Origin of the sequence: Bradyrhizobium sp. CCBAU 65884 (genome assembly GCF_028128835.1) — a bacterium.
Classification (GTDB): Bacteria; Pseudomonadota; Alphaproteobacteria; order Rhizobiales; family Xanthobacteraceae; genus Bradyrhizobium; species Bradyrhizobium ottawaense.
Map to the genome: position 1 here is coordinate 73625 of NZ_LBJU01000121.1, position 11948 is coordinate 85572.

Annotated in this window: 9 protein-coding genes; 6 read left to right on the forward strand and 3 right to left on the reverse strand. The window is 65.8% G+C overall.

Annotation, left to right across the window (positions count from 1 at the left end; translation table 11 throughout):
* Positions 1–179: 179 nt before the first annotated feature.
* Positions 180–2795: an ATP-dependent helicase gene (locus XI03_RS22290; protein ID WP_271593357.1), complete on the reverse strand. Its 2616-nt coding sequence runs from the start codon at positions 2793–2795 to the stop codon at positions 180–182.
* A gap of 237 nt (positions 2796–3032) precedes the next feature.
* Here XI03_RS22290 and XI03_RS22295 point away from each other — a divergent pair, with 237 nt between their 5' ends.
* Positions 3033–3206, forward strand: a complete 174-nt coding sequence (locus tag XI03_RS22295) for a DUF1328 domain-containing protein (protein ID WP_018319670.1) — start codon at positions 3033–3035, stop codon at positions 3204–3206.
* A gap of 16 nt (positions 3207–3222) precedes the next feature.
* Here XI03_RS22295 and XI03_RS22300 read toward each other — a convergent pair whose 3' ends face one another.
* Positions 3223–3729, reverse strand: a complete 507-nt coding sequence (locus XI03_RS22300; protein ID WP_271593358.1) for a thioesterase family protein — start codon at positions 3727–3729, stop codon at positions 3223–3225.
* 84 nt (positions 3730–3813) lie between these two features.
* On the opposite strand from XI03_RS22300, the gene XI03_RS22305 reads away from it, so the two are divergent.
* The 3 genes from XI03_RS22305 (at position 3814) to XI03_RS22315 (ending at position 7079) form a co-directional block, all read left to right on the forward strand.
* Positions 3814–5238, forward strand: a complete 1425-nt coding sequence (locus XI03_RS22305) for an FAD-binding oxidoreductase (protein WP_038947645.1) — start codon at positions 3814–3816, stop codon at positions 5236–5238.
* A gap of 134 nt (positions 5239–5372) precedes the next feature.
* Positions 5373–6671, forward strand: a complete 1299-nt coding sequence (locus XI03_RS22310) for a Spy/CpxP family protein refolding chaperone (RefSeq protein WP_271593359.1) — start codon at positions 5373–5375, stop codon at positions 6669–6671.
* 36 nt (positions 6672–6707) lie between these two features.
* Positions 6708–7079 (forward strand): hypothetical protein, encoded by a 372-nt coding sequence (locus XI03_RS22315; protein WP_212475203.1) that lies wholly within the window; start codon positions 6708–6710, stop codon positions 7077–7079.
* A 52-nt stretch (positions 7080–7131) separates the two neighbouring features.
* Here XI03_RS22315 and XI03_RS22320 read toward each other — a convergent pair whose 3' ends face one another.
* On the reverse strand, positions 7132–8604 hold the full coding sequence (locus tag XI03_RS22320) for a caspase family protein (protein ID WP_038971222.1): 1473 nt from the start codon (positions 8602–8604) through the stop codon (positions 7132–7134).
* Between the two features lie 427 nt (positions 8605–9031).
* On the opposite strand from XI03_RS22320, the gene XI03_RS22325 reads away from it, so the two are divergent.
* Together XI03_RS22325 and XI03_RS22330 are read left to right on the forward strand one after the other, a co-directional pair.
* Entirely contained in the window at positions 9032–10063 is a 1032-nt protein-coding gene (locus XI03_RS22325; RefSeq protein WP_271593360.1) for a TRAP transporter substrate-binding protein, read from the forward strand.
* Entirely contained in the window at positions 10063–11937 is a 1875-nt protein-coding gene (locus XI03_RS22330) for a TRAP transporter large permease (protein ID WP_028145486.1), read from the forward strand. The genes XI03_RS22325 and XI03_RS22330 overlap by 1 nt, the downstream gene beginning before the upstream one ends.
* Positions 11938–11948: the final 11 nt, after the last annotated feature.

An 11948-nucleotide genomic window follows, 5' to 3' on the forward strand; every position in this document is an offset into this window, starting at 1 on the left:
GGACGTCGATATCAGCGCGCGCACAAGGATGGAGCGCTCCGGACCATCAAGAGGCACATCGAGAAAACGTACGGCCTCCCTCCAGGTAGTGTTCAGCTCATCAGACCAGATGGCCGTCGCATGCGAGAGGATGCGAAAGTTAGTCGGCTGCGAGAGTCTTGGCAGTGAGGTGAGGGGCCTCACGCCCGCTGCACAAAGCTGTCCACGACCTTCTTCTCGCCGGCCTTGTCGAAGGCGATGGTGAGCTTGTTGCCGTCGATCTTGGTGACGCGTCCGTAGCCGAATTTCTGGTGGAAGACGCGGTCGGAGAGCGAGAATTCGGAAGTTGTGCCGGTGGATTTGGCGACCAGCTCGCCCTCGATCGTCAGGGGACCGCGGCGGCGCGAGGAGAAGCTGCCGAAGTCGGGGCCTGATGACGAGGAGGATGAGAGCGTCGCAGCCTCTTCCTCGAAGCCGCCGCTTCTAACGCCGCCGCCACCGCCGCCATTGCGGCCGCCGCCCCGGTTGCGGTTGGCCTGGGCGCGCTGCCAGCCCGGCGTCGAATAGGTGGAGCCGAACGCCTCCATGTCGTCGAAGCGTGAGGCGCCGTAGCCGCCGGTGCCGCCCCAGGCCGAGCCGCCCTTGGATTCGGTGATCTCGACATTGGCCGCCGGCAGTTCGTCGAGGAAGCGCGACGGGATCGTGGTCGACCAGGTGCCGTGGATCCGGCGGTTGGTGGCGAAATAGATCATGGCGCGGCGGCGGGCGCGGGTCAGGCCGACATGGCCGAGCCGGCGCTCCTCCTCGAGGCCGGCGCGGCCCTGTTCGTCCAGCGTGCGCTGGCTCGGGAACAGGCCTTCCTCCCAGCCCGGCAGGAACACGTTGTCGAATTCGAGCCCCTTGGCCGAATGCAGCGTCATCAGCGACACCGCGTCCTCATCGGCGCCGCTGTCGCGGTCCATCACCAGCGAGATGTGCTCGAGGAATCCTTGCAGGTTCTCGAACTCCTCCATCGAGCGCACCAGCTCTTTCAAATTCTCCAGCCGGCCCGCGGCGTCCGCCGAGCGGTCCTTCTGCCACATCTCGGTATAGCCGCTCTCGTCGAGCACGATCTGGGCGAGATCGGTGTGCGCGGTGACCTCGCGCTGGGCGCGCCAGCGGTCGAACTGGGCGACGACCTCGCGAAGCGAGCCGCGCGCCTTCGGCTTCAGCTCGTCGGTCTCGACCACGGCGCGGGCCGCCTCGAACAAGGGAATGCGGCGCTTGCGGGCGTGGTCGTGCAGCATCTGCACGGTGGCGTCGCCAAGGCCTCGTTTGGGCACGTTGACGATACGCTCGAAGGCGAGGTCGTCGGCCGGCGAGTTGATGACGCGCAGGTACGCCAGCGCATCGCGGATTTCGGCGCGCTCGTAGAAGCGAGGGCCGCCGATGACGCGATAGGGCAGACCGAGCGTGACGAAGCGGTCTTCGAACTCGCGCATCTGATAGGAGGCGCGCACCAGGATCGCGATCTCGTTGAGCTTCTCGCCCTTGCGCTGGATCTGCTCGATCTCCTCGCCGATGCCGCGGGCCTCCTCTTCCGAATCCCACGAGCCCGTGACCGTGACCTTCTCGCCGTCCTGGTCCTCGGTGCGCAGCGTCTTGCCGAGCCGGCCTTCATTGTGCGCGATCAGATGCGATGCGGCGGCGAGGATGTGGCCGGTCGAGCGATAGTTGCGTTCCAGGCGAATGACCTTGGCGCCGGGGAAATCGTGGTCGAAGCGCAGGATGTTGTCGACCTCGGCACCGCGCCAGCCATAGATCGACTGGTCGTCGTCGCCGACGCAGCAGATGTTCTTGGTGGGGGGCGTCTGCTCCCTCGCCCCGCTTGCGGGGAGAGGGTCGGGGTGAGGGGGAGTCTCCACGAGCGCGGTGCTCGGAGAGTCCCCCTCACCCGCCGCGCTTTGCGCGTCGGCCTCTCCCCGCAAGCGGGGAGAGGCGAAGGACGGGGACGACGGCGCCTGCGACAGCAGCCGCAGCCACAGATACTGCGCGACGTTCGTATCCTGGTACTCGTCGACCAGGATGAATTTGAAACGCTGCTGGTACTGCCGCAGAATATCCGGATGCTCGCGGAAGATGCGGATATCTTCCAAAAGCAGATCGCCGAAATCGGCCGCGTTCAAAATCTTCAGCCGCTCCTGATAGCTCGCATAGAGCTTGCCGCCCTTGCCGTTGCCGAACATGGCGGCTTCGCCTGACGGCACCTGCGACGGCATCAGGCCGCGGTTCTTCCAGCCGTCGATCAGGCCGGCGAGCATGCGTGCTGGCCAGCGCTTGTCGTCAATGTTCTCGGCCTGCAGCAGCTGCTTCAGCAGCCGCACCTGGTCGTCGGTGTCGAGCACGGTGAAGTTGGACTTGAGCTGCGCCAGCTCGGCATGGGTGCGCAGGATGCGGCCGCCGATGGAGTGGAAGGTGCCGAGCCACGGCATGCCCTCGACGGCATGGCCGAGCATCTGGCCGAGCCGGTGCTTCATCTCGCGCGCCGCCTTGTTGGTGAAGGTCACCGACAGGATCTCGGCGGGGCGGGCGCGGCCCTGGCTCAGGATATGGGCGATCCGCGTCGTCAGCACGCGCGTCTTGCCGGTGCCGGCGCCGGCCAGCACCAGGACCGGGCCGTCCAGCGTCTCCACGGCCTCGCGCTGCTCGGGATTGAGCCCGGACAGATATTTCGGGCCCACCGAGGCGCGCGCACGCGCGGCAATGCCGCCGGCTGCGGGTTGGTGGTCGGGGACGTTCTGGGACGTGATCTTGCTCGGCTCGGTCATGCGAATCATTGGCCCCACGATGGCACCGCGGGGTGGCGGAAGGGAGCCTTCTAACAGGGATTGGTGCCTATATGGGGCGACGGAATGAGGTTTTCCACGTGCGCGGCAGGCCAATTTGTTCCTGCGGGCCTTTCGAATTTCCACCCTGCGCGGATCGGAACCATCGTTCCCGCCTCGAGATTGTCTGGGCAGGTGGCGCGGCCAGCCGCGCCAAACGCAGACAGACATCAAGACGAGGGTTTTACCATGCTTGGCTGGGTTGTGACGTTTCTGGTTATCGCATTGATCGCCGGCATCCTGGGCTTCGGCGGCATCGCCGGCGCCTCGATCGAGATCGCCAAGATCATCTTCTTCATCGCGGTCGTTCTGTTCCTGGTCTCGGCCGTGGTCGGTCTGGCCCGCGGCCGCAACAGGGTCTAGTGCGCCGGATCACGCGCTACCGCTTCGAGGGCATCGCCACATTGCGGCCGATGCCCTCGGGGCGCGAGACCGCGCTATGGGCCTTTGTGACCGCAGCGACGCGCTCGCTTATATCCGGCGGAAAAGGCGCAACCTTGCGCGAGTTCATGTCTATATGAAGCGACATGTTCTCGGACGTCGCCGACAGCCAGCCTTCGCTTGCGTGCCGCATCTCCTCGAACGTGTGCAGCCGCTTGTCGTCGGCCTCCAGCAGCCAGACCAAGATCTGCACGGGATCGCCGAGGTGGATTTCGCGCAAGTAACGCACATGGCATTCGGCGGTGAAAGTCGAACCGCCTCGCTCCTTCATGTAAGTCGGCCCGATGCCGAGCTCGGCCCAGAGCTGGTCGATCGCGCGGTCGAACATCACGTTGTAATAGGCCATGTTGAGATGGCCGTTATAGTCGATCCATTGCGGCTCGATCTGCATGATCGAGGCGCGGAACGGCTCGGCTTTGGGCGCTGAGGCGGGAGTCTCCGGCATGTTTCCTTCCAGCTATGCGTCCGGTCGCTTGACTTGACCGGTTTTATATCCTTTGCCACGGTTCTTCTGTCGGGAGGAATGTCCGTGGGTACCACTATCACCAATAATCCGCCGCGGCCGGAGCCGAAAGCCCTCGCGAGCGCGCTGGAGCAGCTTGCCGCACGCTTCGGCAACCGCCTCATCACCTCGCAGGCCGTGCGCGAGCAGCATGGCCATACCACCACCTGGATCCCCAACCAGCCGCCTGATGGCGTGGTGATGGCGCAGGAGACCGCCGACATCCAGGACGTGGTGCGGATCTGCGCCAAGAACCGTGTCCCCGTCATTCCTTTCGGCACCGGCACCTCGCTCGAGGGCCAGGTCAACGCGCCGGCCGGCGGGATCTCGATCGACCTGCGTGACATGAATAAGGTGCTCGCGGTCCACGCCGAGGACCTCGACTGCGTGATCCAGCCCGGCGTCACCCGCAAGGCGCTCAACGAGCATCTACGCGACCAGGGCCTGTTCTTCCCGATCGATCCCGGCGCGGATGCCTCGCTCGGCGGCATGGCCTCGACCCGCGCCTCCGGCACCAATGCAGTGCGCTACGGCACCATCCGCGAGAGCGTGCTGGCGCTGAAGGTGGTGCGCGGCGACGGCGAGATCATCACCACGGGCACGCGTGCCAAGAAGTCATCCGCCGGCTACGACCTCACCCATCTGTTCGTCGGCGCCGAAGGCACGCTCGGCATCATCTCGGAATTGACCATCCGCCTGCGCGGCATCCCCGAGACGATCGCGGCCGGTGCGGTGTCGTTCGAGAGCGTGCACGGGGCCTGTCAGGCCGTGATCCTGGCGATCCAGACCGGTATTCCCGTGGCGCGCATCGAGCTGCTCAATGCCGCGCAGGTGCAAGCCTGTAACGCTTATTCGAAGCTGACGCTGCCGGAGACGCCGCTGCTCCTGATGGAATTCCACGGCAGCGAGATCGAGGTTGCCGAGCAGTCCAAGGCGTTCGGTGAGATTGCGAGGGATTGCGGCGGCGGCGAATTCTCCTGGACCACGAAGCCGGAGGATCGCACGAAGCTGTGGCAGGCGCGGCACGACGCCTATTGGTCGGTGAAGGCGCTGCGGCCCGGCGACAGCATCGGCGTGGTCGCAACCGACGTCTGCGTGCCGATCTCGCGGCTTGCCGATTGCGTCAGCGAGACCGAGGAAGATCTCAAGCGGCTCAACCTGCTGTCGCCGATCGTCGGCCATGTCGGCGACGGCAATTTCCATTGCTCGCTGGTCTGCGACACCAACGACGGGGCGGAGATGGCGCGCGGCGAGGAGTTCATGCATCGCCTGGTCGAGCGCGCGCAGGCCATGGACGGCACTTGCACCGGCGAGCACGGCATCGGCCAGGGCAAGCAGAAATACCTTAAGGCGGAACTCGGCCCCGAGGCGCTCGATGCGATGCGGGCACTGAAGAAGGCACTCGATCCGCTCAACATCTTCAACCCCGGCAAGATCGTGCCGGAGGCGTAGGCCTTCGGCACAACAAGGCCGCCGCAGAGCCGATGCCGTCCACCGGTCGGGGGCGGGAACTTTCGGCAATCCTGTCGGTTCCAATTCCCGCCAAGTTCCGATGCCTCAATGGCGCGGCTCTGCGGGAGGATGCGATGGTGCGACCGGTCATTGGAATTGCCGCGATGGCGCTTGCCTGCATGCTGGCGGGTGCGGCTCTGGCCAAGGGCGGCCATGGGGGCGGACATGGCGGTGGCCATGGAGGCGGGCACGGCGGTGGTCATCACGGCGGCGGACATTTCCGTGGCCACGGCGGTGGACATGGGCATGCCGGCGGGCATCATCGCGGCATGCGGTTCACGTCCGGGGTCCGACGCGGCGGGCCCAACTTCGGTCAGATCCGCAATGCGGCGATCCGCCCCGCGAGCTTCCGCAATGCCCTGAACACCAGCGCATTCCGGAACGGCCGACTGATCAGCAATCCGGCAGCGCGTACACAGATCGTGGCAGCAGCCGCATTGGCCGGCTGGAGCGGCGCAAGCAGCGGATGGTGGCAGCATGCGGGCGGCGGCTATGGCTGGGTCGGGCCGCTGTTCTGGCCGTTCGCCTATAACGACCTTTACGACTACACGATCTGGGGCGACGGGCTCGGCTTCTGGGGTTACGGCTATCCGGACATCTATGCAGGCATTTTCGGCCCCTATGGCTATGATCGCCTGTCGGCCTATCTGCCGCAGCAACCGCAGGGACGACGACGGGCGCGTAGCGCACCGCTCGATCAGCTCTGCGGCAGTGACCGCCGTGCCATCGCCGGACTACCGATCGATCAGATCGCATCCGCGGTGCAGCCGACAGATGCGCAGGGCGCCGCTCTCGATGCGCTCGGCAATGCCTCAGTCGACGCGGCAGCGCTGATCCGCACATCCTGTCCGACGCAGGCCGCAGCGACGGCGCCCGGCCGGCTCGCAGCGATGCAGCAGCGCATCGAGGCGATGCAGAAGGCTGTCGAGCTGGTCCAGCCCGCGCTCGACCAATTCTATGGCTCGTTGAACGACGAGCAGAAGGCGCGCTTCAATGCGCTGGCCGAGGATCAGCGTCGTGCGACGGCACCGAACAATGCGAGGGAAGCGTCGGTGCAGTCTTGCAATGTGACCGCCGCGTTCGATTGGCCTGGTGCTGCGATCGATGAGAGGCTTCGTCCGAGCGACACCCAGCGTGCGGCGCTCCAGGTGCTCCAGGATACCAGCGCCAAGGTCAGCGCATCGCTCAAGGCGGGCTGCGAGCCCAATGCCGTGATGACGCCGCCGGCACGCATGGCCACAATCCGCAAACGGCTCGATGCGATGCTGGACGGGATCAAGTCGGTGCGCGCGGCGCTCGATGATTTCTACGCCACGCTCAACGACGAGCAGAAGGCGCAGTTCGAGGCGATCGGGCCGCGCCGCACGTCCTGAATTAGTGCAAGCCAATAAAGGCCACGGGTGGGGGCAATGAAGTGGTTCGCAAGGCGGCAGCCGGCCGACATCTGGGATGAGCCGATCCAGGGACCGATCGGCGATATCGACGCGGCGGAGCGCATTCGTAACATCTGCGAGGCTGCGAGAGCGGGCGCGGAGGCTGTCGGAGGCGCCGCACAGGCTGATAAGCGCGAACGTGAGCGCTTTGAACGTGCAGCCCGCGTCGCGATGGAAATTGCGATGAAGATCGCAGACGATCTGATGCGCGACGATGCGGTCCGCCGCATCGTCGACCTCTGCGTGAAGGCAAATGATATCAAGACGGCGCAGATCCTGTTTCGCGCGATCCAGGCGGGCTGGATCCGGGAGGCCGTCCAACACGACTATCCGGCGCTGGCGCAGTAGATCCGGCTCGCGCGTCGGGCGCGAGCCGGATCAATGTCTATGCCGGACAGTCTCAGTATCTGCGGTAGTCGCCGCGATAATGGTCGCCGCCGCCGCGGCCACCCATTCCCATGCCGATCCCGATTCCGATGCCGATACCCTGCATCACGGCGCCGGGCGGCGGGCCGGGGGGCGGCGCGCGCTCGTAGACCACTTCCTCGGGCGGCGGGCGGCGCTTCGGCGGTGTCTCGACCACCTTGCGCTTGGGCGGGGTGTCGTCGACGCGCTTCTTGATCACGGGCGCGACGCTCGGAGTGACCGGCGTTGCCGGGCTCGACGGCGTCGAGCACGGGCAGGTCGGGCCCATCGCGACGGCGACCGGGGTCGCTGCGGCGGCGATGGGGACGCCGTAGTTGCGGTTCTGCACGCGGAGCAGCAGCCTGCGCGCGGTTGCCGCGAGATCGCTGTTGTCCCAGTTGGCGAGATAGGCCTCGAACGAGGCGCGGGTGTTGATCGCAGTTGCGCGTTCCCAGGCCAGCATCTGGCGTCGCCGTTCCAGCACCGTGCGCACGCGCGGCGTGCGGGTGTCCTGAGCGTAGAGCTCGATATAGGCCTGATACGCCGGCACCGTGTCATCGGTGATGACGAGTTCATAGGCGACCATGGCCGGCTTGCCCTGCAAGTCCCTGCGCCAGTCCTCGACGCTGCGCGTGCCGCTGGCGAGCGCCATCGAGGAGGCGCCCGGCATGGCCGGCTGGCTGCCGCTGCTCTCGCCGAAGAACTTGAAGTCGGTTGTCAGCGAGGAGCTTTCCCAGGGGATCTGCCGTCCGTCGGTCGATTGCGCGACGGCGACGCGGATGCGCTTGAACACTTCCTCGATCGGCAGATTGGGCTGCTTGGCAACGGTCAGCGCTGCCGTGGTGTAGGGGCTGTCGATGCCACTGCCGTCCTCGGCCTCGGCGCCGGGCGAGGTTGAATAGGAGATGAAGGAGCCCGGCGCGCCGGCCTTGGTGTCGACGATCGCAAGCCCGTGGCCGGCGCCGCTGAGCGCCGGGAACGGATTGTTGCGGCAGGCATCGAGCATGAAGATGCGCGCCCGCGTCGGCAGCGCGCCGAGCGTGTTGAGCATGTCGTTCAGCCGCACGCCCTGGAGCGGAATGTCGGCCTCGCGCTTGGGATCGAGATCGACCGGCACCAGATAATTCTCGCCGTCGATCTGCAGGCCATGGCCGGCATAAAACACCAATGCCACCGTGTCGGCGCCGCTGGCGCTGACCTTGCCGGCGAAATCCGAGATCGCCGCGCGCATCTCGTTCTGCGCCAGGTTGGCGGCCGTGGTGACGGTGAAGCCGGCATTGCCGAGCAGCTCCGTCATGCCCTTGGCGTCGTTGGCGGCGTTGGGCAGCTCGGGCACGGTGCGATAGGCGGATTGGCCGATCACCAGCGCGAGCCGCGCTTCGGCCGCGGCCATCGTCGGTGTCATCAACTGTGCGAGCGCAAGAAAACCGGAAGCAAGAAGCAAATTGGGAAGGGCTGGACGGCGCATGATGTCACCTCCATCGGCAATACGCGCGATGATGTCACTTTTTCTAGGGGGCCGCCACGCGCCTGTCTGTGCACTGGATCACGCTCGGCGTGCGGCAAAATGGGGCAGAACGTTTGCCGGAGCTGGAAGGGCATCGTTCTGGGCACATCCATGTGAATTGCGCATTGATCCATGCTCCAATTGGATCGATGCCAAGTCTAAGCGAAAGCGCCCTCGCGCAGATGAGGCCGCAGGCCGATCCGCATCGCAAATGCCGGGAATCACAGTCGTTCTGGAGCGCTCGCGGACTGACGGAACGCGCCGCGGGCGCGCTCTGCGGCGGCCGGCCGCCACGCTTGCCTGCGCCGTCGCTTTGGCCATACAGTCCACACAACAGGCCACGGCAACGACCGCGGCGAACAAAAAATAATGTGGGAGAGACCGCACCATGACCATCGTGCCCGTGAACCGTCGCGCGTTCATCAAGTCATCGGCGGCGGTCACCGCCGGCCTCGTGCTCTCCCCCGCCATCATCGGCCGCGCCGAAGCCGCGACGCTGAAGCTGAAATGCTCCTCCTCGCTGCCGAACGATCCCAAGTTCGCCAACGGCCGCGTCTACTACGACAACCTCGTCAAGAATTTGAAGGGCAACGGGCTCGGCGAGCAAGTCGAGGTCGCGTTCTTCCCCGACAACCAGCTCGGCCAGGAGATCGACGTCATCAACTCGGTGAAGCTCGGCGTCATTGATCTCATGGTGTCAGGCTCCTCGATCTCGGCCAATCTGGTGCCGCTGGTCGGCACCTACGATCTCGGCTTTCTGTTCTCCAGCTTCCCGCAGCAGACCAAGGCGTTCGATGCCGGCGCCGCCAAGCCGATCGAGGACGCCCTGCTCAAGGGCGGCAACATCCGCATCATCGCCTGGGCCTATAATTTCGGCTCGCGCAGCGTATTGGCGAAGAAGCCGGTGAAAACGCCGGAAGATCTCGCCGGCCTCAAGATCAGGACGCTGCCGAACCCCGTCATCACGGAATGCCTGCGGCTGATGGGCGCCGCCGCGAGGGCGCTGGCCTTCGGCGAAATCTATACGGCCTTGCAGGCCGGCGTGCTTGACGGCCTGGAGCACGATCCGCCGACGATCCTGGCCAGCAAGTTCTTCGAGACGGCGAAATTCTACGCCCTGACGCAGCACAATTTCTCGCCGCTTGCGATCTACTTCAGCGACATGACCTACAACCGCATGGACCCGAAGCTGCGCGAGGGCTTTCTCGATGCCGCGAAGAAGGCCGCGGCCGACACGCGTGCCCATGGGCTTGCGGTCGAGAAGGAGGCGCTGGCGGCCTTGACCGAGAAGGGCGTGACGGTTGCCGAATGCGACCGCGAGGCCTTCAAGAAGCGGGTCGCGCCGCAGACCGAGAACTTCATCAAGGCCCGGCCGGAATCCAAGGCCGTCATCGACATCATCCGCGCGACGCAAGCCTGATGGCCAGGTCTGAGATGGTGGTGACGGCCGCCGTGCCCGTTTCGGCCGGCCGCCACGGCAGCATCGCCCTGCTGCTTCAGCTCAGCGACGCGATCGCGGCCATCCTGCTCGCCGCCGATCTCGTGGTGGTCTGCGTCTCGGTGCTGCTGCGTTTCTTCTTCAACGCGCCGGTCGAATGGTCCGACGACGTCGCGCGCGGGCTGATGGTCGGTTCGGCCTTCTTCGGCGCGGCGAGCGCGCTCGCGCGCGGCGAGAATGTCGGCGTGTCGTTCTTCCGCGATCTCCTGCCGCTGCGCCTGCGCGCGCTGGTCGATGCCGCCGGCGCTCTGCTGGTGGTGCTGATCTCGGGTTACGTCGCCTATAATGCCATCAAGCTGGGCTCATTGACTGCAGGCCAGACCACCGGTTCCGGCCTGCCGCTGGAGCTGACGTTCTATCCGATGGGCGTCGGCGCGCTGTTCATGACGGTGTTCGCCATCGACCATCTCTGCGCGAGGCCGCTTCCCGATATCGTCAGGGGGATCGTTGCGATCATCGTCGTCACCGGGCTCTATCTCGCCTGGGATTATCTGTCGCCGTCCTCGGTGCCGTCGGCGGGCACCTTGATGCTGATCGGCTTTTTCGTGACGCTGTTCGGCGGATTGCCGATTGGCTTTGCGCTGGCGCTTGCCGCGCTCATCTTCATCTGGGTCGAGGGCGCGCTGCCCGGCGTCATCTTCGCCCAGCAGATGGCGCGCGGCATCGACAATTTCGTGCTGCTTGCGATCCCGTTCTTCATCCTCGTCGGCTATCTCATGGAAGCCAACGGCATGTCGGTGCGCCTGATCGAGCTGTTGCAGCGCGGGGTCGGCCGCATGCGCGGCGGACTGAACGTCGTGATGGTGGCGTCGATGGTGCTGTTCTCGGGCATCTCGGGCTCGAAGATGGCCGATGTCGCCGCGGTCGGCTCGGTGCTGATCCCGGCGGCGCGCCGCTCGAAGCAGAACCCCGGCGGCGCAGTGGCGCTGCTGGCGGCGTCCGCGGTGATGGCGGAGACCATCCCGCCCTGTATCAACCTGATCATTCTGGGCTTTGTGGCCAACTTGTCGATCGGCGGCCTGTTCGTTGCGGGGCTCTTGCCGTCGGCGCTGATGGCGCTGGTGCTGATTGCGGTGTCCATCATCTTCGGCAAGCGGCCGGACAAGGTCGAGGACGTCGAGCCGCAGATGCCGGTGTCGGGGCTGTGGAGCGGCGCGATCGCCTCGTTCGGCCTGATCTTCATGATCTTCTTCGGCTTCAAGAGCGGCTTTGCCACCGCGACCGAGATCTCGGCCTTCGCGGTGGCCTATGCGCTCGTCGTCGGCAGCGTGGTGTTCCGCGAGCTCAGCTTCAAATCGGCCGCGCACAGCTTCGTGCAGGCGGCGACGCGCGCCGGTCTCGTGCTGTTCATCGTCGCCGCCGCGCAGTCGCTCGCGTTCACGCTGACCTTGCAGCAGGTGCCGCATGCGGTCGGCGATTTCATGCTCGGTTTGTCGAAGACCTCAGGCGTCTGGCTGTTCATCCTGCTCGCGATCGCCGTGCTGATCGTGATGGGCTCGGTGCTGGAGGGCGCCGCCGCGCTGATCATCTTCGGGCCGCTGCTGTTGCCGGTGGCCGTGCAGCTCGGCGTCGATCCCCTGCATTTCGGCGTCGTGCTGGTCATCGCCATGGGCATCGGTTTGTTCGCGCCGCCGCTCGGGCTCGGCCTTTACGGTGCCTGCCTGATCGGCAACGTGCCGATCGAGCAGACGGTGAAGCCGATCATGGGCTATCTCGGCCTGTTGTTCCTCTGCCTGCTCGTCATCGCCTTCGTGCCATGGCTGTCGACCGCGCTGCCGCGGGCATTCGGTTACTGAAGGAGTTTTGT

Bases quoted from the DNA above. Each gene is read 5' to 3' on its own strand.
- XI03_RS22320 (WP_038971222.1), bottom strand. From the start codon at position 8,604: ATGCGCCGTCCAGCCCTTCCCAATTTGCTTCTTGCTTCCGGTTTTCTT.
- XI03_RS22325 (WP_271593360.1), top strand. From the start codon at position 9,032: ATGACCATCGTGCCCGTGAACCGTCGCGCGTTCATCAAGTCATCGGCG.
- XI03_RS22290 (WP_271593357.1), bottom strand. From the start codon at position 2,795: ATGATTCGCATGACCGAGCCGAGCAAGATCACGTCCCAGAACGTCCCC.
- XI03_RS22315 (WP_212475203.1), top strand. From the start codon at position 6,708: ATGAAGTGGTTCGCAAGGCGGCAGCCGGCCGACATCTGGGATGAGCCG.
- XI03_RS22300 (WP_271593358.1), bottom strand. From the start codon at position 3,729: ATGCCGGAGACTCCCGCCTCAGCGCCCAAAGCCGAGCCGTTCCGCGCC.
- XI03_RS22295 (WP_018319670.1), top strand. From the start codon at position 3,033: ATGCTTGGCTGGGTTGTGACGTTTCTGGTTATCGCATTGATCGCCGGC.
- XI03_RS22330 (WP_028145486.1), top strand. From the start codon at position 10,063: ATGGCCAGGTCTGAGATGGTGGTGACGGCCGCCGTGCCCGTTTCGGCC.
- XI03_RS22310 (WP_271593359.1), top strand. From the start codon at position 5,373: ATGGTGCGACCGGTCATTGGAATTGCCGCGATGGCGCTTGCCTGCATG.